Genomic DNA, 26,178 nt, shown 5'->3' with positions numbered 1-26,178 from the left:
TTTACGTCTCTGTTGATCGCCACAGCCAAGAGTGATCGCGACAGCCAGGAGACCAAAGCACCAGCTGAAAACCAGGTCCTGCTGCCCCGCGCCGTTCCATGATCGGCGGCGACGGCGCCTGACGGTTGCGTGGGGCAGCCCGATCCCCGGCCTGCCCCGCGTGTTGATCAGGACTTCACGGGGTTGAAGCGACCCGGAAATTCCTGGCCGTTGATCTTGCGGCCATAGAACATGCCCAGGTACCATGGAAAATAGTGATAGGACCAGGCGCAAAGGCGATTGCCATACATGATGAACGTCCGCATCAGGGTGCGCAGTTCTTCCTTGTCCTCGGTTTCGCGGATAGCAGCGCGCAATTTGACCGAGAAATCGAGGAGAGTTTCGAGCCCGGAATAGCCGAGGTATTCGGAATAGGCCGGATCGAAAGCATCAACCGCCGCGATAAGATCCTTGTGCGATAGTGTATCAACCAGCTTCAGCAAGGGATATGCCGTGTACATGATATAGTCGCGCAGCATGCCATTGGCGAAATCCCACGCTGTAAAGTACTGTCCATACGTGCCTGTGTCGCCGATCTCACCAGACCGGATGCGGCGCAAGTCTTCGGGCTCGACCGTCTGGATACGCTTGGCTTCTGCATAGAATTCCGCGGCCGCGCCCTTGAGATTGGCGAAGCGCCCTTCACCCTTGAAGGCTTCGGCGGGATCGTGGGGGCTAACTTCCACGAAAATCTGCTCTTTCGCAAAGAAGAGATTGTTCCAGATGGCCTTGCCGACGACGGGTAACAGATGATGATACTCCGGCAGGACCATGCCGAGAACAGGCTGCGCGAGCGGCTCCAGGCCCTTGCCGTACTGGATCGAGAATTTGTTTCCCGTTGCCTGTGAATACCGCAGCCGTCCCACCGGGCAATCCACGATGCGTTCGCGGTGCCGCACGGGCGCCGTGCTGATCGTCGGCGTCCACGCGTACAAGGACTCGCCCGACACAACCGGGTGGGCCTGCATGACCTTGAACGGCAGATCCTGCCAGAACTCCTCGCACATCTCGGGGTTCTGCTCGTCCGCCAATTCGGCGACGACCATGATGTCGAGCTCAGGCCATCTGATATCGATTAATCTGCCCATCGTTGCAGTCCTTTCATGGTGGGAAGGGCGCGAAAGTCGACAAAAGCCCTTAAAGGTATATACAAAATGAAACCCACCACGGGCGCAAGCGGTTTTCACGCCAAGGTTCGTCGTTGGTCGAAATTTATTATAGACATAATGCTGCTTATGTCTACTTTACTGGGCTCCTGAGCCCTTCAGCAGCCGCTCTCCCATCACGAAGGCTCACCCGCCCCGCCGATGGATAGCTGTCGGAAGCCCAAAAAAAGCGCATTGCCAGAGCTGATCCGCCGTGCGTTATTGTATGTACAAATATGATCTAATGGTATATCCAATGCAGGCGGCGAGGCCGCCATGCCATCAAGGTTACGGGGTGAATGGACATGTCATTTCAAAGTTTGCGCGATGTTGTCAAGGCGACGAAGGAGCGGACAGCCGCCATCCTTCACAACGAGCCGCAGGAGATCCGCGCGTTTCGCAGTGGTAATCTGGAGAACAAGGCAGGTAGCTACGGGCAATATTTCGGTACATGGGATATCGCTGCCGGGATGATCCGCGATTATTCGATGTATACCTACTATCCGCTGGTTCACATTATCGAAAACAGAGATATCTCGCTTGAACAGTTTTGCTTTATTCTGAACTCGTTTGATCATTCCTATAGCAACTATCTCCGCTATAGCGGGTTTCCGGACATGGGGCTTCTTGCATTTGCCCTGCGCGAACACCTTCCGTCGGCGGAAAGCCGCGAGGAGGCGATCGATGCGGTGAGAGCTTTTTGCGCCTATACAAATCAGCTCGCCGCGTGGTCCTTTCACTATTTTCCATGGGGGCTCGGCAAGCAATTCGTCTACGATAAGCCCGAGGAGCAGGTGCCCTCGCTCATGGATCTTTCGCGTCGCGTGCCTATCCGGGATGGCCGGAGGATCAGGCTGACGTGGGATCCGCTTGGTATCAGCGTCGATGCGTTTCTCGCGGTCAACGAGAACCCGGAGCTCTGCCGGGATGTCATCGCGGCCTTGCCCTTCAGGATCCTCCAGGACCACGCGGTGGTGACCGGGGAATCCATGTATGCGTGGACGCCCTTGATCAGCACGGCGCCGATCCAGGTGCGTGAGCGCATCTGCGATGCGCCGAAGGGCCGCATCCGGTTCTCGCAGTCAACGGGCCAGAAGTTCATTGTGCAATATGGGCCGACGACTGAGGATCTTGCCCAGCCCGTCCTCGGCGAGGTCATCCCCGAGCACGCTGATCGCCTTGATGAGGTTGGTCGTCGCGTCTGGCAGAGCACCTTCGAGACCAAGGAACAGATCTGGCTCACCGTTTCGCTCGTCTGATCCGCGAAGCTGTAGGCTGGCGGATGCCCAGGGTGAGCACGAGGCCGGCCGGAACGGTTGCGTCAGAGAGCCCAGATAAGCCGGGCATTCCGAAATGATGCTTGCGCCCCTCTTCAGCCTGTGTAAATGTATATACTAAATGGCGATATGCCTTCGACACAGGAGGTGCTTGTTTCAGCATTTCGGTTGGAGCTGAATATGTCCGAGCCGGCGGGGCGGTTGCTCGCGAGGCCGGCGCCGATACCGACAGCCATCCTCCAGCTCCCACGGGCCCTGTGCCTTGTGTCTCGTCTTCGAAGAACTGGCATCTGTGTGTCGATAGCTCGGCGGCATGTGATCTGGCGCGAGGCGGAGCGTATCATGTTGGTCGTCAGTAAAAACGTCATTGTACTGAATAGTCGTCGCAGTGTCATGGTTTGAGTGTGACGCGACAATAGCAGCGTTAGAGCATCTTCCGCTCAGATCGGACACGATCGTATTCCACCGCCCGTTGTAGTCGACATGGCGGACAAAAAAGCCAAAAAAGGGGAACGAGTCATGAAGTGGATAAAGAGTCGGGCCGTGCTTGCCGGCCTGATCGTCACAGCGGTTGCGACTTTCGGCTCTGTCGCTGCGGCGCAGCAACGCGAGCTGATCTTGAGCGGCTTCGGCGGCGCCTATGATGAGGCGATGGCCGAAAGCGTGAAGTCCTTCGAGAAGGAGAACAACGTCAAGGTCACGATCATTCCGGGATCGGGCGCCAATAATATCGCGCGCGTCCGCAACAAGGAGATCGATGTTATCGTTTCCGATCCGGTCTTCGCGCTGCGCATGGAGGCGGAGGGGTCCTTCGCGCCGTTGGATGCGAAGCTTATTCCAAATCTAAAGGCGCTTCATCCCAAGGCGATCTACTCGGACGCTGTCATCGCCGCCAATTTCGGTGCTTATGTAATTGCCTATAATCCAGCGGAGGTGAAGCCGCCGGAATCATGGTACGATCTCGCCAAGCCGGAGTATAAGGGCCGTATAGCGCTGCGCGGCTTTCGCCCGGAAAATATCGAGCTAATCACGTTGTTCGCGAAGCTCGCGGGCGGCAGTGAGCGCAATCCGGACGCCGGCTTCGCCGAACTCGCAAAGATCGCCCGCAATATCGATGTGTGGATCAATGCCCATGCCGATCATCTTGAGCTTTATCGCAACGATCAGATTGCGATGAGCATGTGGACCGACGGCCGCATTGCCTGGGCGCGCGATGTCGAGGGGGTCAAGATCCAGGGTGCCATTCCGAAGGAAGGGTTCTTTCCCCTGTCCTCGACCCTCAGTGTTGTTGCTGGCCGGCCGAATGGCGAGTTGTCCCAGAAGCTCGTCAATCATCTGCTCAGCCCGGAATCCGGGGTCCGTATGGCCGAGAAGCTCGGCTACTTCCCGACGAACCGCAATACGGTGTTGCCTCCCGAACTGCAGGCAAAGCTTATGCTCAACCCGAAGAACATTGACGATCTCCAGAGCGCCGACTGGAAATACATTGTGACGGTTTATGATCAGTGGCAGTCCCGCTGGGACCGGGAAGTTCAGCGGTAATGTCTGACAGTATCGATATAGAACTTTCGCATTGCGGCAAGCGATACCGAAACGTGGACGTTCTCAACGACGTTTCGCTGCAGATCAAGCGCGGCGAATTTGTCACGGTTCTCGGCCCGAGCGGTTGCGGCAAGACGACGACACTTCGCATCATCGGGGGGTTCATTATCCCCGATGAGGGCCAGGTCACGATACGGGGAAGAAATGTGACGCATCTTCCGCCCTATCGCAGGAACATCGGCGTTGTTTTCCAGAACTATGCCCTCTGGCCGCATATGACGGTCTTCGAGATCCTCGCGTTCGGTCTGCGCATCCGCAAGCTGGCGCGCGAGGAGATCGCCCGCCGGGTTGATCGGGCGCTTGAGATGGTGCGCCTGACGGGACTGAAGGATCGTTACCCGCGCGAGTTGAGCGGGGGGCAGCAGCAACGCGTCGCGATGGCGCGCGCTCTGGCGATCGACCCCGAGGTCATCATTCTTGACGAACCTCTGTCCAACCTGGATCGACGTCTCCGCGAGGATATGCGCATCGAGCTCAAGCGCCTGCAGCGTTCCCTCGGGGTGACGATGCTGTTCGTCACGCATGACCAGGAGGAGGCCCTGTCGATGTCGGACAGGGTGGTCGTCATGCAATCCGGCCGCATCCAGCAGGTGGCTGATCCCCGTACGGTCTACGAGCGACCGGCCAACAGTTTCGTTGCCGGCTTCCTCGGGAGCGCCAATTTCATCGATGGCGACGTGCTGGCGATCGAAGGGAACGAACGCGGCCGCGTGAGGCTCGCCGGCGGGTCGGTCGTCGACGCCTATGCGCCGAGCGGGGTGCGATCGGGTGACAAGGTTCGCGTCATCGTGCGGCCGGAGTGGATGCTTCTTCGTCGTGAACCATCTCCTGTCGCGGCAAACGAATTCAGTGGCGTTGTTCGCGAGGTCATCTACGAGGGGGCAGCTGTCCGTTACGGCCTCAGTCCGGATGACGGGTCCGACACGCTCCTGTTCCTGCAGGAGCGCTCCAATGCCGACGTGCTGGAGCCCGGAGACAAGGTCAGGATAAATGTCAGCAACGCAGTCATTGCAGAGGACTGAGATCCGCGGGCGTGGCCTTGGGGTGAATGCGGGTGAACTGCTCGGCCGCAGCTCGGTGTTCTTGCCTTTCGTCTTCGTGGTCGTGTTCTTCTTCATTCCGATGGGTTGGCTGGTCGCCACCAGTCTCTCCACCCATGAAATCGGCAGCCCGCCGGAATTCACCGGCACGCTGGAGCACTATGCGCGATTTTGGACAGATCCGTTCTATCTCGAGACGGCGCTGTGGACCACAATCAAGCTTTCTGTTCTGTCGACAGTATTTGCGTTACTGATCGGATATGTGCTGGCTTATTATATCGCCGAACTTCCGCCGCAGCGGCGCGGCCTGATAACGAGCATGGTTGTTGTGTCGCTGGCGGTGAACATCGTTATTCGCATATTCGGCCTCAACGTGCTCCTGATGAACGGCGGCCTTGTTCACAGCGTCTTCGGACTGATCGGGATGCCGCGTATACGCATCATGTACACGGAGCTTGGCGTTCTCATCGGCCTCATACAGATCGCCGTCCCTTATGTCGTTCTCCCGCTGATTGGCGTCATCGCGGCCATTGATCCAGCCTTGAAGGAAGCGGCGGCCAGTGTCGGGGCCAATCGCTACAGAACCTTCTGGGCTGTAACCTTCCCGCTTTCCCTGCCCGGCGTGGTCGCGGGAACGTTGATCGCGTTCACGCTCAACGCGGCCGCCTTCGCCATTCCGGCCCTGATGGGCGGCGGGCGGGTGCGCATGATGGGCATGATGGCTTACGAGCAGGCCGCCATCCAGGGCAATTTCCCCTTCGCCGCGGCCATCGGGATCAGCCTGACAATTCTGAGCTTACTGATCACGGCGATCTACCTGTTTGTCGTCAGCCGAACGTTTCGGACCTTGAGGTGAGTCCATGGCCGCCGCTTCGCACAACCTCAATCGATCGACGTTCCGGCTCCGCTTGCCGACGGGCCTGGAGATCGCCGCGTTCTGCAGTTTTATCTTCGTCGTCGCGCCGCTCATCGTCGTGGCGGGTTCGGCCCTGAACGCGGATTCCATGACCTTTCCGCCGCGGTCGCTGAGCCTGAAGTGGATGGTGATGGCGCTGACCGAAGGCAGCTTCGTCAACGGCGCCATGGTCAGCCTCGTCGTTGCGCTCGTCTCTGCATCGGTATCGACGCTGTTTGCGCTGCCCGTGGCCTTGGTGTTACGCAGAATGTCGCCGGCGGTGGGGCGCGTCTTGACACTGTCCTTCATGGGCCCGCTTCTGGTCCCATCGGTCATCTTCGCGCTCGCCCTCTATCAGGTCATGATGTATATCTTCGGCCTGACGAACCTGTTTGTCCTCATGATCGGGCATATCATTATCACGATGCCCTACCCCGTGAGAACGATTACGGCTGTTACCGAAAATCTCGACCCGGCCTTGGAAGATGCGGCAAGCAGCATCGGCGCAACGCCCTGGCGGACTTTTCTGTCCATTACGCTGCCGCTGATCAAACCGGGCGTGATCGCCGGTTTTCTATTCGCTTTCATCACGTCGTGGAACGACTTCTCGGTGTCAATCTTCCTGACACCCCGGGAACTCCAGCCGCTGCCGATCAAGATCTATGAATATCTCCTTTATCAATATCGGCCGATCATTGCGGCGGTTTCCACCTGGTCCGTCATCGGGTCGGCCATTATCGTCATCGCGATTGATCGGCTCGTCGGCTTGAATGTCTTCACAGGCCGCCGGGCCTGACGGCCGCCGCTTCGAGTGGCGGCCGATGGCTGCGCGTCGCGAAAGTCGCCGGCAAACGATATTCGATAGTCGCGCCCATTATTGCGCGTCGGCGAACTTCCGCTCGGCCTCCTGAAGGGCGGCCTTTGGGTCAACCTTGTCAAGGACGACCCGACTGACCGCCTCGTTGAGGGCCGATTGCAAGGTGCGCGTGTTGCATTCGGTCGGTTCCATCCAGCTCGACGTGCTCCAGGCATCGACCATGGTCGTCATCCAGCCGTTGGCGGGTTGCTTGAGGAAAGGACTGTCGAGAAGGGACTTGCGGATGGGCACCTGTCCGCCGACCGTCATCCATTTGGCGATGGAGTCTTTGCTGGCGAGATAATCGATGAACTTCGCGGCTTCGGCGAGGCGCGGCGATTTCTGCCAGGCGGCGATCCACCAGCCGGACACCGGCATCGGTGCGGGCTTCTTGCCGGACCACGATGGCCAGGCGATGATGCCGATATTGTCGCCACCAAAGGCGGCAGCCTTGGCGATGACGCTGAATCGAAGATTGGACGTGATCGCCATCGCATAGCGCCCGGCGGTGAACTGTTCGGTAATGTCGTCGACATTCTGGACGAGGGCCTCCTGTGGGGTCACCTTGTCCTTGGTGATGAGATCCGCCGTGAAGCCAAGGGACTTGATACCCTCGGGCGTCGCATAGTTCGCCTTGCAGCCTTTGAAGGGGCCGCCGTCCTGATCCAGCATGCCGATAAGCGCTGGAGTGCTTTCCGTCTTGATGGCGGCAAGCGGCATGCCGAAGCCCCAGACGTCGACACGGCCGTCGCCGTCCTTGTCGGTTGTGAGCTTCTTTGCGGCTGCGGCGAGCGCGTCCCATGTCGTGAGGCTGGCGGGATCGATGCCGGCCGCCTTCAACAGGTCCTTACGATAGTAGATGACGCTCGCGCCATGAAAGAGCGGCATGGCCGTCAGCTTGCCGTCCTTCAGCGCGGCATTCCAGCCCGCCTTCACGAAGAAGTCGTCGCGGTCGGCCTGCGACCAGGCTTTGGTGACGAGCGCGTTGAGATCGGCTCCGGCGCCGGATTGCGAGAGGCCGCCAAGATTCTTCGCGTCGATCCAGACGAGGTCCGGATTGCCACCGGTCCGGTGGCCGAGGAAGAACTTGGGCGGCATCTGCGCGAAGTCCTGCGGCTCCACCTTGATCCTGATGGACGGATTGGCCGCTTCGAAGCCGGCTATGATCTCCTTGAGCGCCACCTCGCGCGGCGATGTCTTGTTGGGATCGAGGAACGTCCACATGGTGACCGTGGTCTGGGCCGCGAGCGGCCCGGCGGTGATCATGCTGGCGACGATACCCGCGAGCGCAACCGCACGCGACGTCAATCCACGCGATTGTTGAGCTGACATTGGTTTCCTCCCGTTGGTCTCTGGCGGTCAGGTTGCGCGTGCTTAAACCGGGGCACGCGTCCTGGCGCGCCCCTCAGGCCGTTCTTTGGACGGCGTCCTTGTAGGCGAATGCGGCGGCCGCGGGTTCGCGGCGGCCTTGGCTATTCTCCAGGGCCGGCAGCGCGATCGCGGCCCCTGTCTCCGGATCGAAAAGATGCAGCGCCTCCGGCACGAGCGCCGCATGCAACCGGTCGCCGCGCGCGATCGGGCGGTTTGCGGGCACGCGGCAGCAAAGCTCGATGCCTGTGCCGGTCGTGGCATAGACGATGATATCCGGCCCGGCGAGCTCGATCTGTGAGACGGTGACGGGGAAAGCGGCGGGGGCGTCGGCGGGGACGAGCTCGACAGCCTCCGTGCGAAGCCCGAGCTTGAGCGGGCGCCCGGCGACGGCGCCGAGGTTGGTTGCGCCCGGGCGGATCGCCAATGCCTCATCGCGGCAGCGAAAGCAAAGCGCGGGATCTGTCGCGATGGCCCCGTCAAGGAAGAGTGTCTCACGCTCGCCGACGAAATTGGCAACGAAGATATTGGCCGGACGATTGTATATCTCGAAGGGGGATGCGTATTGCTGCAGCTTTCCCTTGTCGAAAATGGCGATGCGGGATGACATCGACAAGGCCTCGGCCTGGTCATGCGTGACATAGATGATCGTCGAGCCGATCGCTGCATGGAGAGCCTTGATGTCGTGGCGCATGCGGATGCGCAGCCGCGCATCGAGGTTCGACAAAGGCTCGTCGAGCAGGAAGACCTTCGGTTCGCGGATCATGGCGCGACCGAGCGCGACGCGCTGCTGTTGTCCGCCCGACAATTCGCGGGGATAGCGATGCAGCAGGTCGGGCAGGCCGAGCGCATGGGCCACCGCCGCGATGCGGCTCTCGATCTCGCTCTCCGGGCGCCGCCGCCCGCGGGCGCGCAAGGGAAAGGCGAGGTTCTCGAAGACGGTCATATGCGGATAGAGGGCATAGTTCTGGAACACCATGGCGATGTCGCGGCCTTCAGGCCCGATATCGTTGACGATGCGATCGCCGATCAGGATCTCGCCTTCATCAGCCTCGATGAGCCCGGCGAGAAGGCCGAGCGTGGTCGATTTTCCCGACCCCGACGGGCCGAGCAGCGAGACGAACTCGCCGGGCTCGACCTTGAGATCGAGGGCCGAGAGTGCCTCGGCGGAGCCGAAGCGTTTCGTGACGCCGCGGAACTGGACGGATGTGGTCATGGCATTCAGCTCTTGACGCCGCCGCTCGTCATTCCGCCCAGGAAGAAGCGCTGGAAGACGATGAAGACGACAATGACGGGAATGGTGGAGAGTATCGCCGAGGCCGTCAGCGGCCCCCACTCGCGGCCATAGAAGCCGAGATAGCCGTAGATGGCGACGGGCAGCGTTCTGACTGCATCGGACGAGGTCATCGCCACGGCGACGACAAAGTCGTTCCAGGCGAATGTAACGACGAACAGGCCGGCAGCGACCAGGCCCGGCCCCGACAGGGGCAGGATGACCTTGCGCAGCGTCGCAAAGCGGGAATAGCCGTCGACGCGCGCGGCATGTTCAAGCTCGATCGGAATGGTGAGGAAATATCCGTAGAGCACCCAGACGGCGATCGGCAATTGATAGGCGATATAAAGCAGCGCAAGGCCGGTCAGACTGTCAAGAAGCCCGAGTTGCGCAAGGAAGGTGAAAGTCGGCACCAGGAGAGACGGCAGCGGGATACTCATCAGCGCGACGATAACGAGAAGCAGCGTGTTTCCGCCGCGGAACTTGACGCGCGCCATCGCATAGGCCGCGAGACTGCCGAAGGCGAGACAGCCGATGACCGTCGCGGCGGACAGGAAGACGCTGTTCAGCATGTAGCGCTCGATACCCGTCCGAAACAAAAGCGCGTAGTGCTCCAGAGTGGGATGCGCGGGCAGCAGCGTGGGCGGGAATGTGGCAAGCTCGGGGGTCGTCTTGAAAGACGTCGACAATCCCCAGAGGATCGGGAAGAGGGCGACGAGTGCGATGGCCAGATTGATGGCGCGGCGCACCAGCGCGCGCATCCGCTGGCGGCGCTTCCAGAGCGGGATCGCGGCCTTGCCTGGCGAATCCGGCCTCATGGTGCAGCCCTCCGGCGTTCGCTGAACAAGACGACATTGATGGCGATGAGCACGATATTGAACAGGAACACGAGGATGGCGAGTGCATTGGCTTCGCCGATGCGCGCGTCGAGGAAACCAAGCCGATACATCGCCAGCCCCATCGTCTGTGTCGCCCCGTTCGGGCCTCCGCCGGTCAGCACCAGCGCGAAGGTGAGCACATTCACGAAATGGATCAGCAGGCGCACCACCGCGATCAGGATCGGAATGCGCATGAGCGGCAGCGTGACGTGGCGGAAGCGGTACCACGCGCTTGCACCATCGACACGGGCGGCAGCATGCAGCTGGGGCGGAATGCTCTTCAACCCGGCGAGCAGCAGGATCATGGCGAAGGCGCTGTCGCGCCAGCCGGCGTTGAAGATGAGCGCGCCCATCGCCGCCGTGGGGTCGGCGAGGATTGTCGTGTCGCCGAGCCCAAAGGGGCCGAGTGCGGCCGCCACCAGCCCCGAATCCGTGGAGAAGATCCAGCGGAGCAGAAGCGAGCCCACGAGCATCGAGATGACATAGGGCACAAGTGCCGCAGCCCGCGCAAAGATGTTCCAGCGCGTATCCTGCTCGAGATAGAGTGCGAGGCTCAAGCCGACAGACAACGTCAGGATGAGCGCGCCGATGGCGAAGATGGCAGTCGCGGCGAGACTTGCGAGAACCATCGGGGATGTCAGGACGCGCCAATAGTTGTCGAAGCCCCGGAACGACGTCAGTTCGAAGTAATCGACCCGATGCAGGCTGTAGTAGAAGCCGATCACCAGCGGCGTGACGACAAACAGGATTTCAAGCACCACGAGCGGCGCGACGAAGCCATAGGCGCGGATCTCGTCGGCGGATAGGAGCGGGCGCCGCCGTCGCGGCATCACGAGCGGCTGCGGCGGCCGGCTGCCCCAGTAATCCGCCGTTTCTGGCAGGGCCATAGGACGTTCCCCTTATCGTTTCGAAGAGAATGCTGCGTGGCTTGAGGGGTTACAATGACGGTTTGCTGCAAAACGCATGGAGCCGGAACGTGCGTCGGCTGGTTGCGGTTTAGGTTCAATCGACATTCAGCGTTCTCAGCTGTCATGGCCGGGCTTGTCCCGGCCATCCCGATAAATCGGGGCGCCTCTCCGGTCGGGATCACCGGGACAAGCCCGGTGATGACAACGTAACTCTTGCGGCAATTCGGTTGATCCTAGGCCGCCCCTCGTGCTTTGCCACGATTGAACAAGGTTCTCGGTCCCCATCGCGGTTATCGTTCCTGCCATTCGCATCGGAGACGCCGCCACTGGCGTCTAGAGCAAATCCGTCTGAGATGGAATCGTCTGATACCATCTCAGACTTTGAATTTGCTCGTTAATTTTCGATCGGAGCAAGTCCGCAACAGACGGACTTGCTCTAGCAGGGAGCGATCAGATGAGACCTGTCGCCATCGTCACCGCCGGTAGCCACGGGATCGGCGCGGGCATCTGCCCGGTCCTCGGCCGCAATGGGTGGGATGTCGCCGTGAACTACAATACGTCCCGCGCGGCAGCTGAGGAGGTCGCGGCCGCCGTCCGTGAGGCGGGCGGGCGTGCCATCGCGGTCCAGGCCGACGTGACGGATGAGGCGGCCGTCGTCGCCATGTTCCGTCAGGTGGATCTTGAACTCGGCCCCATCGCCGGCCTTGTGAACAACGCGGGCGGCGGCAAGATCGTGCTCGGGCCTGACGGCGCCCGCGTCGAGGAGGCGACCGTCGCCCAGATGCACGGCATCATGGCGCTCAATGTCGTGTCCACCATGCTGTGTACGCGCGAAGCCGTGCGCAGGATGTCGACCCGCCATGGCGGCAAGGGCGGCTCGATCGTCAACATCTCCTCGGATTGTGCCCGGCGCGGCGGGCCAACGAGCCGCAAGGCGACGGCCGAGGGGCTTGTTCTCTATGCCGCCGCGAAGGCGGCGGTCGACGGCTTCACCTTGAACGCCGCGGTCGAAGTGGGCGGCGAAGGCATTCGCATCAATGCGGTGCGCCCCGCCACGGTGATGACGCCCGCCCATGATGTCGATGGCCCGGGGCATTATGAGCGCATGGGGCGGATCATTCCGATGGGCCGTCCCGGCCGCCCGGAAGAGATCGCCGAAGTCGTCCTGTTTCTGCTGTCCGAACGGTCGTCCTTCGTGACCGGTGCCTTCATCGACGCGACCGGCGGCCGCTGACCTTTCACCGCCCATCGGTGCCTTTGATGCGCTCCAGCGTATCGAGGCAGGCGCGCACGCTGCCGTGCAGGGCCTCGATGAGCGGCGCGGCGACATTGCGGCTGGCTTGATAGCGCGGCCTCCAGCCGAGCATGAGGGCGAATTCGATGCCGAGCTCCTGGCCGAGCACGCGCTCCAGCCGGAAGTAGCGCGCGAGGTTGGGGCAGGCGGTACCGGCGACATAGGCCTCGATCACGCCGCGCGAGATACCGGTGGCCTCGGCGATGCCGCCGATGCTCCTGTTGCCCTCGCCATCGAGCATGCGCCTCAGCCGATAGCTCAGCCTTGCGGCGATCGCCGCCGGCGTGATCGCCTGGGCAGGCAGTGCGCGGGCGAATTCAGGCCGCGTGTCGGCCACGCGCGCGGTGGCCGTGTGGGAATTTGGCTTGATCAGACCCGACGGGCCGGGTTGCCGCGCGCGGTCAAGGCCGGCGAGCGCTTGCTCGGCGCGCAGGAGCGCGGCCTCCAGCGCGCCGAGGTCGAGCGCCTCCGGCGGATCATTGCCGATGCGCGGCTCCCAACCCAACATCCGGTTGAGGTCGATCGCGACCTCGGGGCCCATCACGACCACGAGCCGTTTGTACTTGGCGAGATTGGGGCAAGCCGTGCCGCGCACATAGGCCTTGAGGGTGCGGACATCGATGAGGGTGTGCGCGGAGATCTCGGCGTAGCTCCAGCGCCGTCCGGGCCCCACCAGGTCGCGCAATCGGCTGGACAGGCGGTCCGTCACCTCGGCCGGTGTGATCGCGCGGGCCGGCATGCCATCGGGCGCCGTGCCCGTCCTCGGCTTCAGGCGCTTCGGCGGAGGCCAGGCAACAGGCGCCGTGTGAACAGTGTCAGCGAACGACGACATCGATGAGCCCTCCCTTATTCTCTCAAGTGTTCCCTCATTCCGGCGCGATGCGTTCGATCCCTTCCGGCGTCCATCGCCATTCTGCGAGGAAGCCGAGGTCCTGGCGAGCCCTTTCCGGCGTAAAGACGGCCTGTCCGGGATGCCAGCCGGCGCGCATCGGGATTGTGCCATACGCGATGGCGAGCTTTGCCTCCGCCTCGGCCATCGCGAAGGGCCAGGGCGCTGCAATGTTGTAGAGGGTAAATCCGCGCTGTCCCTCATGATCGATGGCAAGCCGGCAAGCGCGCGCGGCATCACGCAGGTCGACATAGGCCCATTGGCTCTTGGCGGCCTGGGCGGGATCGCCGAGGCGTTTGGCCGTGTGTTCGGCGAACCGCTCGGCGGCCCAGATCACGGGGAAGCGCAGCGCCGTGACGGCAACGCTGGAGCGTCCGGCGACCATCGCGCAGATCTGCTCGCCCACGTGCTTGCTCAGCGCATAGCCTTCGCGCGGGCGGCAGGGATGCGTCTCGTCCACCGGCAACCTGTCCGGCGGGATGATCTCCGGTGCATAGGCGAGGCCGAGCGCCGATTGGCTGGAGGCATAGACGAAGTGGCTGATGCCACTCGCTTCCGCCGCGAGCAGAATATTCGTCGTCGCCGTGACGTTGCCCGTGAAGACGATATCCTCCCGTGCAGCCTGCGGGATCGCATAGGCGGCGCAGTGAATGACGCCGTCGATGCCGGTCAGCAGATGTTCCAGCCGCTCGCGGTCGCTGAGGTCGTCGACCACCGGGCGCACGCCATCCGGCACGGGGGCGTCGACGCGATCGAGCGCGGTGACCCGATGCCCCGCGGAATTGAGGGTCGAGACCACCGCGCGCCCGAGCAGCCCGGCCGCACCCGTGACGAGGACGCTGCGGATCTTCGCTGTCATCGCTCAGAACTTGCCGAACGTCTTGTAGAGATCGGCCAGAGACGTATTGTCCTGGATCGCGTCGCGGATGCGGTTCTCCTTGGAGCAGACCTCCTCCGCGCGTTCGAGAACCTCCAGCGTCAATTCGCGCGGGATGATGACGACGCCGTCTTCATCACCGAAGACATAGTCGCCGAAATTGACGCGCACGCCGCCGATGGACACGGGGCAGCCGAAGTCGACGATGTTGAAACGGCCAACGGCATCGCCGGGAATGCAGTATTTATGAAAGATCGGAAAGCCGGCGCGGCGGATATAGGCGGTATCGCGGATGCCACCGTCGACGACAGCGCCGACGCAGCCGCGTCGCACCGCACCGGCGCTCCAGAGCTCACCCCAAACACCCGTCTCCTCGTCGCCCATGGTGTCGTAGCAGGCCACGACATGCGGCAGGAAGCTGTCGATGACACGCGGGCCCATCCGCTTCGTCTGGTCACGGGTCGAATTCGACGTGCCGACGATGGTGAAGGCCGGCCCCGCGACCATCAGACGATGATCGAGCGGGCGAATGGAGTGATGCACGAACTGGAAACGCAGTTCGTAGGAATCGAGGACGTCGCAGACGGCCGGCGTATAGAGGCGCTTGAAGCGCTCGGCGATGGAAGGCCAATCGTGAGTGTCGAGCTGCATTGTCGTGTCTTTCTTATGGGGGCATCACCAGGCGGGGCTGTGGGGTGACCAGCCCGGGCGGGCGCTATCGGCCAGATTGGGATTGAGGTAGCGGTCATTGGCAGCGCCCGATGTGGCCAGCGCGCCATATTTGGCGAGCTTGTCCTCATCGATCTCGATGCCGAGGCCGGGCCCGTCCGGCGGCGTGACAACGCCATTGCGCGGCACGATCTTGCCACCGACGATGATGTCGTCGGCGAGATGGAGATTCATGCAGTCGATGGCGAGCTTCATGTGGGGCATGGCACTCGCCACGTGGATCATCGCGGCCCAGGCCACCCCGAGTTCGGCGCTCGAATGCATGCCGAGATCGATGCCCGTGGCGTGACACATCCGATCAGCCGCCATGGTGGCGCGCACGCCACCCCAGTACCAGATGTCGCTCAGCACCACATCGACCGCGCCGAGCTGGGTCGCGGGATGAAACTCCTCGAACTGGGTGACGCACATGTTGGTGGCGAGCGGCGTCGTCACGGACTTGCGGACCTGGGCCATTGCAGCGGCGTTCCAGCAAGGATCTTCGTAGTATTCGAGATCAATGGCGTCGAGCTGCCGGCCGATGCGGATCGCCGTGACGGGCGTCCAGCATCCCTGCGGATCGAGCCTGAGGCGCATGTCCCGGCCGAAGGTATCCCGCAGGGCATAGAGCGTATCGCGATCGGTTTCCGGCGGGAAATAGCCGCCCTTGAGCTTCAGGGCGGAGAATCCATAGTCGGCGACTTGCGCCTTGGCGAAGTCGACCGCCTCTTCGACAGAATGGATCTTACCATAGCCCTCGGCATTCGCATGCCGATAGAACAGGTAGGAGGCGACGGGCACCTCGTTGTGGATCTTTCCACCGAGAATCCGGTGCAGCGGTTCGCCCGTGGCCTTGCCGACCAGATCGAGACAGGCGATCTCCAGCCCGGCCATCAGCGGTTCCGGCTTCTGCCAGGGATAGTAGTTCCAGTGCTTGATCCGGTTGATCAGGCGCGTTGATTCCCAAGGGCTGGCGCCCTTGAAGATGTTCTCAAACATCCGGAACGTATCGGCCTTGTATCGGGCTGACGTCTCGCCATACCCGACGAGGCCATTCTCGGCGACGATCTTGATGATGACGCGCGGATAGGAGCCGAGCGAGCCGTAACAGGTGAGGATAGGGGCCTCTATCGGCACCGTGACGGGTATGCATTCAATCGATTCAATTCTCAGGGAACTCACGGCAGCATCCTCATTGCAGGATTTTCACTCCGCAGCCTCAGTCCATATGCAGGCCGCCGTTCACGTCGATGAGCTCGCCCGTGATGTAGCGGGCGCCTTCGGAGGCCAAGAACACCACGGCGGGGGCGATATCGTCCGGCTGGCCACGGCGGGCGAGCGGGATCGAGGCGCGCAGCACCTCCGGATCATTGGAGAGCTCGAAATCCTTGGAGAAGGCCGTGCCGATGACGGAACCGGGCGCCACGCCATTGCAGTTGATGTTCCAGGGCGCGAATTCATGTGCGGCCGCCATCGTCATCGTCCACACCGCACCCTTCGACGAGGTGTAATGCGCATAGGGCAGGCGGCCGCCCGTCTTGCCGGAGACGGAGCAGAGGTTGACGATCCTGCCCCAGTTCTGGGCCTTCATCGAGGGTACCGCGGCCTGCATGCACCAGAGCTTGCCCTTGACGTTGACGCCATAGAGCCGGTCGAATTCCGCGTCGGTGATCTCCTCGATCTTGGCGAGGCCGACCACGCCGGCATTGTTGACGAGCACATCGATCTTGCCGTGCTTGCGCGTGACCGTCCCGACCACGGCGAACACGGCGTCGCGCCTGGCGACATCGAGCCCGTGGGCGTCGGCCTCGCCGCCGGCCTCGCGGATCTCCGCGGCCGTGCGTTCGGCCGCCGCCGCATCGATATCGGTGGCGATGACGCGCGAGCCTTCGGCGCCGAAGTGCCGGGCGATCGAGCGGCCGATACCGCCACCGGCGCCGGTGATGAAGACGACGCGTCCCTTCAAGCCGTTGTCCATAGTTGTGTTCCTTCCTGGGATATGACGGGTTGCGCCGATGAGGTCACGGGACCCGTGGCCGCGATCGCTTCGGCGTGATGACAGGCGACCTCGCCGCTGCCGGCGATGCGGCGCAGGACCGGTGCCTCGGTGCGGCAGCGATCGCTGGCAAAGGGGCAGCGCGGGTGAAAGTGACAGCCGGATGGCGGGTTCGCCGGATCGGCGACCTCGCCCGTCAGGCGAATGCGGCGTGAATGCGCCGACTTCGGCCGGTTGACGTCGGGCACCGCCGACAGCAACGCGCGGCTGTAGGGATGGAGCGGCTGCCGGAAGATGTCCGCCGTCGGCGCGATCTCGACGATGCGGCCGACATACATGACGGCCACCCGGGAAGCGATGCGCCGGACAACGCTCATGTCGTGGGAGATGAACAGATAGGTGAGCCCGAGGCTCGCCTGCAGCTCCACGAGCAGGTTGAGGATCTGCGCGCGAATGGACACGTCCAGTGCCGAGACGGCCTCGTCGGCGATCAGAAGCCGCGGCTTTGTGGCGATGGCGCGGGCGATGCCGATGCGCTGACGCTCGCCACCCGAGAAGGCATGGGGATAGCGGTCGATGTATTCGGGCCTGAGGCCGACCTGGGCGAGGAGCTGGCCGACGCGCTCGCGCCGCGCCGCGCCGCTGGCGAGGCCGAAATTGCGCAACGGCTCGCCCACGATGTCGATGACCCGCATGCGCGGATTGAGCGAGGACTGCGGATCCTGAAAGACGAGACGGATCTCCCTGAAGACGGCGCGGCGTGCCGCCGGATCCGCTTGAACGAGGTCGATCGTTTGCCCATCGGTGCATCGGTAGAGAGCCGATCCGGCCGTGGGACGGTAGGCGCCGACGATGGCGCGGCCGGTGGTCGATTTCCCGCAGCCGGATTCACCCACCAGCCCGAGGGTTTCACCCTCGATGAGATCAAAGGAGACGCCGTCGACGGCGCGGACCGTGGTGGTCTCGCGCTTCAGGAAGCCCTTGCGGCGGTGGAAATGCTGCTGCAGGTCCTGGACGGAGAGGATCGGCTCAGCCATGGACTGCCCCTTCGGTTACATGCGGCTGGCCGCTCGACCACAGATGGCACCGGACCCGGCTCTCGCCGTTGATCGCCAGCAGTTCGGGAGCCGTGGTGTCGCAGAGGCCGGGCATCATCTCCTCGCAGCGCGTGCTGAAGGGGCAGCCGGGTGGGCGGGCGAGGGGATGCGGGACGATCCCCGGAATGGCGCGCAGGAGCCCGTCGCCCTCGATGTCGGCGACGCAGCGCAGGAGCCCGCGGGTATAGGGGTGGCGGGGATGGCCGAGAATGCCGCTGGCAGGCCCGGCCTCCATGACCTGGCCGAGATACATGACGACAACGCGATCGGCGATCTCCGCCACGACGCCGAGGTCATGGGTGATGAAGACGATCGCCATGCCGAGCTCGCCCTGCAGGCGCAGCAGGAGCTCGAGGATATTCGCCTGGGTGGTCACGTCGAGAGCCGTCGTCGGCTCGTCCGCAATCAGAAGGCTCGGCTCGCAGGCAAGCGCCATGGCGATGCAGACGCGCTGGCGTAGCCCGCCGGACAGTTGGAACGGATAAGTATTCAGCCGTTGGCGGGCGCCGGGAAAGCCGACCTTCTCGAGCGCATCGACCGCGCGTTCGCGCGCCGCCCGCGCGCCAAAACCGAGGTGCAGACGAATGCCTTCCTCGATCTGGCTGCCGATGGTGTGCACCGGCGACAGGGCGGACATCGGCTCCTGGAAGATCATGCCGATCTCGCGTCCGCGAATGGCGCGGTAGGTCGCCGAATCCGGCGGGATGGCCGCGAGATCGACCGTCGATCCGTCGCGCAGGCGGAAGTTCATCCGTCCGCCGACGACCCGCCCCGGCCGCCGGACGAGCCCCATGATCGAGCGCGCGGTGATGGACTTGCCGGACCCGGATTCGCCGACAATGCAGACGGTTTCCTGGTGGCCGACCGTGAAGCTGACGCCATCGACCGACTTCACGAGGCCGCCCGGCGTCGTGAAATGGGTGCGGAGGTTGTCGACCTCGAGCAGGGGCGCGGCGGTGGGCGCTCTCATCTCAGCCCTCATTTCTGATAGGGATCCGCGGCATCGCGGAGGCCGTCGCCCAGGAAGCTCAGCGACAGGACGGCGATCATCACCGCAACGCCGGGCGCGAACAGCCAGGGTGCGCTCGCCAGCGAGCGGATGTTCTGCGCTTCCTTCAACAGCACGCCCCAGCTCACCATGGGGGGCTGCAGGCCGAGGCCGATGAAGCTGAGCGCGGTTTCCGAGAGGATCATCGTCGGCACGGCGAGCGTCGTCGCGGCGATGATGTAGCTGTAGAACGACGGCAGCATGTGCACGAGAATGATGCGCGTTTGCGAAGCACCGTCGAGCCGCGCCGAGACGACAAAATCCTCGTTGCGCAGGGACAGGAATTTGCCACGGACGATCCGCGCGATGGTCGTCCAGCCGATCAGCGACAGAATGACCGTGACGGCGAAATAGACGGCGAGCGGATGCCAGGTGAGGGGTACTGCGGCAGCGAGCCCCATCCATAACGGGATCGTCGGGATCGAGCGGATGATCTCGATGGTGCGCTGGATGGCGCTGTCGACGAGGCCGCCGAGATAGCCCGAGAGGCCGCCGAGCACCACGCCGATGGCGAGGCTCATCAGGACGCCGACGAGGCCGATCGACATCGAGACGCGCGCGCCGTGGATCGTTCGGCTCAGCACATCGCGCCCCAGCCTGTCGGCACCGAGCAGGAAGAACGGCTGGCCGGCCTCGATGGGGCCGAAGAGATGGAGGTCGCTCTCGAACAGTCCGAGGAAGCTGTAGCGATCGCCGCGGACGAAGAGCCCGACGGGGATGACCGTATCGGGATCGGTCACGAAGCTGCGTCGCATGGCACGTGGATCGATCTGGACGCGATAGCCGAGGACATGCGGCTCGAAGCGCCAGCCGTCATCCGTCGTGCGAAAGAGATGCAGCATCTGCGGCGGTGCATAGGTGTATTGGGGTTTCGAGGCCTCGGTCGAGGCCGGCGCGATCGGGTCGGCGAGGAGCGCAATCACGTAGATCGCGAGGACGACGATGCCGGACGCGAAAGCGAGGCGGTGGCGGCGGAAACGCCACCAGATGAGGCGCCACTCGCTGGCGCCGGCCAGGCGGCTTTCCTGTGCGGCGATCGCGGCGGGAACGGCTGGAGCCGGCGCGGCGGCTGTCGTGTCAGTGGCGGACGACATGGCTACTCCATCGCATGGCGGATGCGCGGATCAAGCAGCGCAAGCAGGATGTCGGAGATGAGCGTTCCAATGACCGTCAGGAATGCGAGCAGAAGAATGATGGCGCCGGCGAGATACATGTCCTGTGCCAGCAGTGAGCGCAGGAGCAATGGACCCATCGTCGGAATGTCGGCAACGATACTGACGACCGCTTCGCTCGATACGATGATCGGTATCATCCACCCGAGCTTCGACACGATCGGGTTGATCGCGATGCGGGCGGGATACTTCATCGTCAGACGGGCTTCGGTGAGCCCCTTGGCGCGCGCGGTGTCCACATAGGGCTTTGACAACTCGTCGAGCATGGTGGCGCGCATCACCCGGACCACCTCGGCGGTGCCGGCCGTCGCGAGAACAACGGCCGGGATCCACAGATGCGCCAGGAGATCGAGGACGCGCCCCACGGACCAGGGCGCATCCTGATATTGCGCGCTGAACAGGCCGCCGGGATTGCTGTCGAACAAGGTGAAGCTCGCATACATCAGAACCAGCGTCATCAGGACGTTCGGCACGGCGAGGCCGAGAAAGCTGAAGAATGTCGCCAGATTATCGCCGAGCGAATACTGGCGCAGCGAGACATAGATGCCGCAGGGAATGGCAACGACGGCGGTCAGCGCCAGGGACAGCAGCGCAATGCCAAGCGTGACCCAGAAGCGCGGCGCGATGACATCGAGCACCGCCTTGTTCCACTCGAACGACTGCCCGAAATCGAGGGCCGTGACGATATTGGTGATCCATTTGAGATACTGGACGAGGATCGATTGATCGAGCCCATAGCGCTCCCTGAGCAGCGCGATCTGCGAGTCGGCCAGTCCCTCCCCCTGCGATGCGAGCTGGGAGGCAAGGGTGTCGAGGAAGTCGCCGGGCGGCAGCTGGATCACCACGAAGACGATGGCCGAGATGATGAGCATCGTCGGCACCATCAGCGCGGTGCGCCTGATGATAAAAGCAAACATGGATGCGACGTCCCTGTGCGGGATGGGCCGCCCCGGCCTGACCGGGGCGGGATTGGCTCTACTGCGCCTTGAAGAACTGCTCCGGCTTGACGACCCCGATATACGGAATAGTGCCGATATCGGTAATCGAATCCGGCACGTTCCGCATGGAGTTGGCAATCAGGCCATAGCCGGGCGGTGCCAGCGAAATGCCGATATTGAAGAACTCGTCACCGCTGATCTTGACGATCTCCTTGATCGCTTCGCCCTGGACTTTCGGATCGGGCGATGACTGGACCTTGCGGTAGAGCTCAAAGGCTCTCTTGATGTTCTCCGGAGGCTCCTCGGATGGCTGTTTGCCGGCGAACCAGTTGGACCACAGCAGCGCGAAGGTGCGGTAGCCGGTCTGGTCGTAAGGCAGGAAGTTGTCGGGATGCATGACGAGGTCGATGTCCTCGCCGCCGTTGCCGAGGAAGACGAAGGCCTCGTGCTCGTTGGCCAGCGCCCGGTTGCGGATCAGTGCGCGGCCGAGCGGCCTGATCTGCAGATCGACGCCGACCTCCTTCCAGTGCTTCTTGACCGTCTCGAGCACGTCGATCCAGTCGGGCCGGAAGTCGGACGGTGCTTCGACGATGATGCTGAGGCGCGATCCATCCGGGCCGATGCGGAAGCCTGCGGAATCACGTTTGTCCAGCTTCAACTCGTCGAGGATCTTGTTCGCCTTTGCCTTGTCGTATTCCGTATATTGCTTTGCGACCTTTTCGTCGTAGCCGACGGAGCCTTTGCGCGGCGCGACCTGCCAGGGTTCACCTTGGCCGTAATACACAAGATCGATGATTTCCTTGCGGTTGATCGCGTGGCTCAGCGCGATGCGGAAGTCCTTGTTCTGGATCAGCGCGCGCTTCTGCGGATTGGCATGGTTGTGGTTGAGAAACAGCACCATCGTATTGTGATGCGGCTGCGGCACCTCGAAGAAGTGATACTTGCCCTTCTCCTGGTTGTCGAAAAGCACCGACTTGTTGCGCAGGCTGGCGAGCGTACGGTCCTGGAGATCGATTTCGCCGGCGGTCGCGCGCAGGACCATTGCCTCGGCGTCGTCGACGACCCGGAAATCATAGCCGTCCAGATAAGGAAGCTGCTGCCCGTTCGGATCGACCTTGTGGTAATAGGGGTTGCGTTCAGCAGCCACCCGGCGCTTGTCGTCATAGGGCGCGGTCAGAACCCAGGCTTGCATGGTCGGCAGGCCGGTGAAGCGCCAGCGGCTCAGGGGGCCGGTCACCGTCGTGAAGCGTTCGACCCAACCGGAGAAGCCGGCCGCCTTGGCTTCAGCATCGGCGTTCGGATTGTGGTCGGCGTGGAGCTTGGCGAGGAAATGCTTGGGAAACCCTTCGATCGGGGGATTGTCGCCGATATTGGAGTTCGACGCGAGGTTGCGCAGGAAGAGGCCGTTCGGTTCCTTGAAGACGAATTTGACGGTGCGCGCGTCGGGAGAGGTAATCTCCACGGGTCCGCTCGCCGTACGCAACCAGGAGGGCAGGCTTGGCGTCAGCTGGGAATTCTTGGCGACGCTGTCGAACCAGAATTGGATATCGGCCGATGTGAAGGGCTGGCCATCAGACCATTTCAGTCCGTCGCGCAGCTTGAAAGTAAATTCCTTGCCGTCCGGCGAGGCCTCGAAGCTTTCCGCGAGGTTGCCGACATAGCCCTTCGTATCCAGATCGTAGCGAATAAGTCCATCATAGGCGATCGTCTTGATCAGCCACCAATGGTCGGAGGCGCCGAGCATCGTCGCCCGCCACGTCCCACCGTAGCGACCGATTTCCTTGTTGGGCTTGATGACCTGCGGGTTGGTCGGCAACCGTTTGGCGACCGGGGGCAGTTCGCCCTTGGCAACACGCGCGGCGAGTGCCGGCGCTTCCTTGTAGGCTTCCTGTGCGGCCGCGATATGCGGCACCAGCAGGGCGATGGCTGCGGCGCTGCCAAGCAAAAGGCTACGCCGTGACGGCGTCATGCGAATGAGCCCCATCCTTCATTCCTCTCCGTTGTCTTGCAGGCATCGGATTTCTTCGCGGAGCCGGCGTGGCTTTGCTGTCCGATTGCCGTTGATGCGACGTTTCCTCCCCGCGTCGCCGGGGCTTTACTTCAACTCTTCGTCGTCGGGCCCGAAGTAGCGCCGCTCGGCGCGATCGAGCAGCGCGATCATGGCCGCTTTGGCGCGTACGGGGTTGCGCTCGGCGATGCCGGCGACGATCTCACGACGATCGATGACGACCTGGCGCCGATTGTCGGGCGTGACGACGCGGCGGCGCAGATGCCGCCACATGTCGCTGTCGCGCAGCGTCCAGAGATATTCGACCACATTGGCGAGGACGCCGTTGCGCGCGGCGCGGGCGAGCGCGGTGTGGAAACGGAAGCCGAGCTTGTCGTCGAAGTCGTCAAGCGTGGGATAGACCCGCGCCATCTCTTCGACCAGTGCTTCCAGCTCCTGGATTTCCCCCGCGGTGGCACTGACGGCGGCGCGGGCGGCCATCTCGGTCTCGATGAGGCGACGCGCCTGAAACTGCTCCAGCGGCCCAGGCCCCGGATCGGCGCCGGCCGACCATGGCATCACGCCGGTCGTCGCCGCGGCCTCCCGGACGTAGGTGCCGTCGCCCACGCGAACCTCGATCAGGCCTGCGGCTTCCAGCGCGATCATCGCCTCGCGGACCGAGGGTCGGCTGACCCCGAGCAGCTTGGCAAGATCCCGCTCCGGCGGAATGCGGTCGCCCGCGCGATACTGCTCGGACCGGATCATGTCACCGATCTGCTCGGCGATCTGCTCATAGACACGCTTGTTGCGCACGATCGACAGTGCCGGCGTTGTCTTGGTCGCTGGATTGGTCATACCGCTTCCCGGAAAGATCTATTGGTCAGGACAATATCAAGGAGAATTCGGGCGTCAAGCGGCAATCTCGCAGATATGGGTCGGATAATAGGTAAATTGGACAGGCCAATCGGCGCGCGGCCGCCTCGCGACCTCATGCATCCGGTGCTCAAGCGCCTTTCGGCTTATTACAGATCGACGATGCGGTCGAAGGCGAGGCCACTCGAGCCTGCGCCCCGGCCGGTCTGTTTGCGGAGCCCGAGCCACAACCACACGCGGCCATCGCGCCAGCGCGTGCGTTGGAAGCTCTTGGTCACGCGCACGCCGGCGCGCGAGACTTCTTCCTCGTGCAGGAAATAGGGCTGTGGCGGTGCCTGATCGAGCCCATGGCGCAGCAGCGATGTGCGCGGCCGTACGCTGGCTGGAGGCGAGGGATCGCCCTCGATGATGCGCGGCATGGACGCGCGCTGGAGCTGAACCTCGCGATTGTCGCCGGGCACATGCACCGGGATCATGGGGATCCAATTTTCAGGTACCGTGCTCATGACCTTGTAGCGGATCTTGGCGCCACTCGCCGCGGGTGGCGGTTGCGGTGGGGCGCCGAGGCGCCGTTCCACGTCCTTTTCAAAGAAGAGCCGCGTTTCGCGGGCGGCGGCGGCGCCGGGCTTCGGCATGCCGGACGGCAGGGGCACGGTCTTCTCCAGTCCCCAGACCATGTTCGCCATCTCGTCGCGGACGAAAATGACCTCCTCGAGGGGAGCAGCTTCCAGCGTCTTCTGGGCGGTCGGGGGTATCATGAGGCTCAGGTCCGCCGCCTGGTGGCCCTGCCCCTTGACGCTCGTGAGGAACAGGGCCCAGCGCTGCCAGTCGTCATCGGCCCCGCGACCAGCCGCCTCGATCCAGATGCGCTCGCCGAAGACATTTGTGACGGCCATTCCCTTGATCGTGGCGATCGCGCCGGCCGGCACGACGAAGGGCACGACGAACCAGTCATTGGCATAGACGAGGCCGAACTCGATCAGGAGGAGCTTGGCGAGGTCCGTCGTATCGGGTTTGATGTCGCCGAAATTGGTCCGGCCATCCTCAAAGGCCCACCAGCGTGTGTTGGGCATGCCGTTGAAGGTCGCCTGCGCCGGCAGGGTCGTCAGGGTCGTCACCTCGGGCTCAACAGCCTCAGTGATCTCGCCCTCGGCTGTTGCCTCGCCAAGCGTCGTCTGCGTGGGGTCGCTGTCGAAATTGTACCAGTCGAGATGTCCCTGGAAGTATTGATCCGCGACATAGACCTTATCCGTGCCGGCGGCGGCGGGCGTCGAACAGCTGAACTGATACTCGAGCCGTTCCGGGACGAAGGCGGAACCCTCGGCGGGCTGGTGCAGGAGTTTCTCGAACCAGGCGAGGAAACGCACGCCCTGCGCGTCGGCCTGCGCCTCACTACCGGCGAGGGCTGCGATGCCGTCGGAGGCGCGGTGCGCCGGATCGGCCTTCAGATAGGCATAGAGCCTGGCTCCATCCATCGCCCGGCCGGCCACGGCGGCGAATTGCGCCCAGGCCTCCGCGTGAGCGAGCGTCGGCGCATCGCTCGCGTCATTCGGGTCGGGCGCATGGATGGGATAGGCCGCGATATACTGGCCGCGGGCAGCCTGGGGCAGAGCCTTGATCAGCTTCAGCCAGTAACGCCCCAACATCAGCCGGATATCGAGGGCAATGTCGTGGTCGCCGAGGGAGAGGGCGAGCGGCAGCGGCTCGACACGCGCCTCCAGCGGCAGCGATGTGTCGAAGGCCTCGGCCGAGCCATGGGCGGCGCGATAGCCTGTGAGCCGCGTCGTTTCGATGCGGGTCCTGGCAAAAATCGGGGAGCCGGCGTCATCGCCGCGGAATTCACCCATCTGCCACTGGCGGCTCAGAAGCCATAGCGGATCGCGGATTTCCGCTCGCAGGGCCCGTTCAAAATTCTCGGTGCGCGGACGGCCCTCGAGCCTGTTCCATTGGGTGATGCCCGGCAGGGCGCGCGTGGCGATCGTTGAGGCCAGATTGGCCGTGATGAGCTTCTCGGACAT

General features: G+C 63.1%; 23 protein-coding genes. 6 read left to right on the top strand and 17 right to left on the bottom strand.

What is annotated here, in order from left to right:
- Positions 1 to 167 precede the first annotated feature (167 nt).
- Complete coding sequence (locus tag C7450_RS06790) at positions 168 to 1,226, bottom strand: cucumopine synthase-related protein (protein WP_210206386.1); 1,059 nt, start codon at positions 1,224 to 1,226, stop codon at positions 168 to 170.
- Between the two features lie 263 nt (positions 1,227 to 1,489).
- On the opposite strand from C7450_RS06790, the gene C7450_RS06785 reads away from it, so the two are divergent.
- From C7450_RS06785 to C7450_RS06765, 5 genes are all read left to right on the top strand, one after another.
- Entirely contained in the window at positions 1,490 to 2,443 is a 954-nt protein-coding gene (locus C7450_RS06785; protein ID WP_170147105.1) for a cucumopine synthase-related protein, read from the top strand.
- Positions 2,444 to 2,980: 537 nt separating this feature from the next.
- Positions 2,981 to 4,003 (top strand): ABC transporter substrate-binding protein, encoded by a 1,023-nt coding sequence (locus C7450_RS06780; RefSeq protein WP_170147104.1) that lies wholly within the window; start codon positions 2,981 to 2,983, stop codon positions 4,001 to 4,003.
- A 53-nt stretch (positions 4,004 to 4,056) separates the two neighbouring features.
- Complete coding sequence (locus C7450_RS06775; RefSeq protein WP_245449504.1) at positions 4,057 to 5,085, top strand: ABC transporter ATP-binding protein; 1,029 nt, start codon at positions 4,057 to 4,059, stop codon at positions 5,083 to 5,085.
- Entirely contained in the window at positions 5,054 to 5,959 is a 906-nt protein-coding gene (locus tag C7450_RS06770) for an ABC transporter permease (RefSeq protein ID WP_110373639.1), read from the top strand. The genes C7450_RS06775 and C7450_RS06770 overlap by 32 nt, the downstream gene beginning before the upstream one ends.
- A gap of 4 nt (positions 5,960 to 5,963) precedes the next feature.
- A complete protein-coding gene (locus C7450_RS06765) occupies positions 5,964 to 6,794 on the top strand; it encodes an ABC transporter permease (RefSeq protein WP_110373638.1) in 831 nt (276 codons plus the stop codon).
- 78 nt (positions 6,795 to 6,872) lie between these two features.
- Here the strand turns inward: C7450_RS06765 and C7450_RS06760 are convergent, their stop codons facing one another.
- From C7450_RS06760 to C7450_RS06745, 4 genes are all read right to left on the bottom strand, one after another.
- The gene (locus C7450_RS06760) at positions 6,873 to 8,186 is read right to left on the bottom strand and encodes an extracellular solute-binding protein (RefSeq protein WP_110373637.1); all 1,314 of its coding nucleotides are present in this window, start codon (positions 8,184 to 8,186) and stop codon (positions 6,873 to 6,875) included.
- A 73-nt stretch (positions 8,187 to 8,259) separates the two neighbouring features.
- Positions 8,260 to 9,438: an ABC transporter ATP-binding protein gene (locus C7450_RS06755; protein ID WP_110373636.1), complete on the bottom strand. Its 1,179-nt coding sequence runs from the start codon at positions 9,436 to 9,438 to the stop codon at positions 8,260 to 8,262.
- A 5-nt stretch (positions 9,439 to 9,443) separates the two neighbouring features.
- A complete protein-coding gene (locus C7450_RS06750) occupies positions 9,444 to 10,313 on the bottom strand; it encodes a carbohydrate ABC transporter permease (RefSeq protein WP_110373635.1) in 870 nt (289 codons plus the stop codon).
- The gene (locus C7450_RS06745; protein ID WP_110373634.1) at positions 10,310 to 11,260 is read right to left on the bottom strand and encodes a carbohydrate ABC transporter permease; all 951 of its coding nucleotides are present in this window, start codon (positions 11,258 to 11,260) and stop codon (positions 10,310 to 10,312) included. Before C7450_RS06745 ends, C7450_RS06750 begins: the two co-directional genes overlap by 4 nt.
- Positions 11,261 to 11,735: 475 nt before the next feature.
- On the opposite strand from C7450_RS06745, the gene C7450_RS06740 reads away from it, so the two are divergent.
- Positions 11,736 to 12,515, top strand: coding sequence for an SDR family oxidoreductase (locus C7450_RS06740; RefSeq protein WP_110373633.1), 780 nt, complete (start codon positions 11,736 to 11,738; stop codon positions 12,513 to 12,515).
- Between the two features lie 4 nt (positions 12,516 to 12,519).
- On the opposite strand, the gene C7450_RS06735 is transcribed toward C7450_RS06740, so the two are convergent.
- The 12 genes from C7450_RS06735 to C7450_RS06680 all read right to left on the bottom strand — a co-directional run bounded on the left by C7450_RS06735 (position 12,520) and on the right by C7450_RS06680 (position 26,178).
- Positions 12,520 to 13,407: a helix-turn-helix domain-containing protein gene (locus C7450_RS06735; RefSeq protein WP_110373632.1), complete on the bottom strand. Its 888-nt coding sequence runs from the start codon at positions 13,405 to 13,407 to the stop codon at positions 12,520 to 12,522.
- Between the two features lie 34 nt (positions 13,408 to 13,441).
- Positions 13,442 to 14,323, bottom strand: coding sequence for an NAD-dependent epimerase/dehydratase family protein (locus tag C7450_RS06730; protein WP_110373631.1), 882 nt, complete (start codon positions 14,321 to 14,323; stop codon positions 13,442 to 13,444).
- Positions 14,324 to 14,326: 3 nt separating this feature from the next.
- Positions 14,327 to 14,992, bottom strand: a complete 666-nt coding sequence (locus C7450_RS06725) for an RraA family protein (RefSeq protein WP_110373630.1) — start codon at positions 14,990 to 14,992, stop codon at positions 14,327 to 14,329.
- 24 nt (positions 14,993 to 15,016) lie between these two features.
- A complete protein-coding gene (locus C7450_RS06720) occupies positions 15,017 to 16,231 on the bottom strand; it encodes a mandelate racemase/muconate lactonizing enzyme family protein (RefSeq protein WP_146227275.1) in 1,215 nt (404 codons plus the stop codon).
- A gap of 37 nt (positions 16,232 to 16,268) precedes the next feature.
- Positions 16,269 to 17,027, bottom strand: coding sequence for an SDR family NAD(P)-dependent oxidoreductase (locus tag C7450_RS06715; protein ID WP_110373628.1), 759 nt, complete (start codon positions 17,025 to 17,027; stop codon positions 16,269 to 16,271).
- A complete protein-coding gene (locus tag C7450_RS06710) occupies positions 17,012 to 18,082 on the bottom strand; it encodes an ABC transporter ATP-binding protein (protein WP_110373627.1) in 1,071 nt (356 codons plus the stop codon). The genes C7450_RS06715 and C7450_RS06710 overlap by 16 nt, the downstream gene beginning before the upstream one ends.
- Positions 18,075 to 19,112, bottom strand: coding sequence for an ABC transporter ATP-binding protein (locus tag C7450_RS06705; protein WP_245449503.1), 1,038 nt, complete (start codon positions 19,110 to 19,112; stop codon positions 18,075 to 18,077). Before C7450_RS06705 ends, C7450_RS06710 begins: the two co-directional genes overlap by 8 nt.
- An 8-nt stretch (positions 19,113 to 19,120) precedes the next feature.
- The gene (locus tag C7450_RS06700) at positions 19,121 to 20,284 is read right to left on the bottom strand and encodes an ABC transporter permease (protein WP_110373625.1); all 1,164 of its coding nucleotides are present in this window, start codon (positions 20,282 to 20,284) and stop codon (positions 19,121 to 19,123) included.
- Between the two features lie 2 nt (positions 20,285 to 20,286).
- Complete coding sequence (locus C7450_RS06695; protein WP_110373624.1) at positions 20,287 to 21,279, bottom strand: ABC transporter permease; 993 nt, start codon at positions 21,277 to 21,279, stop codon at positions 20,287 to 20,289.
- 58 nt (positions 21,280 to 21,337) lie between these two features.
- Positions 21,338 to 23,284: an ABC transporter substrate-binding protein gene (locus C7450_RS06690; RefSeq protein ID WP_110373623.1), complete on the bottom strand. Its 1,947-nt coding sequence runs from the start codon at positions 23,282 to 23,284 to the stop codon at positions 21,338 to 21,340.
- 111 nt (positions 23,285 to 23,395) lie between these two features.
- Complete coding sequence (locus C7450_RS06685; RefSeq protein ID WP_110373622.1) at positions 23,396 to 24,142, bottom strand: FadR/GntR family transcriptional regulator; 747 nt, start codon at positions 24,140 to 24,142, stop codon at positions 23,396 to 23,398.
- A 167-nt stretch (positions 24,143 to 24,309) separates the two neighbouring features.
- A complete protein-coding gene (locus C7450_RS06680; RefSeq protein ID WP_110373621.1) occupies positions 24,310 to 26,178 on the bottom strand; it encodes a hypothetical protein in 1,869 nt (622 codons plus the stop codon).

Source organism: Chelatococcus asaccharovorans, assembly GCF_003201475.1.
Lineage (GTDB): Bacteria > Pseudomonadota > Alphaproteobacteria > Rhizobiales > Beijerinckiaceae > Chelatococcus > Chelatococcus asaccharovorans.
This window is presented reverse-complemented; position numbering and strand designations above follow the sequence as displayed.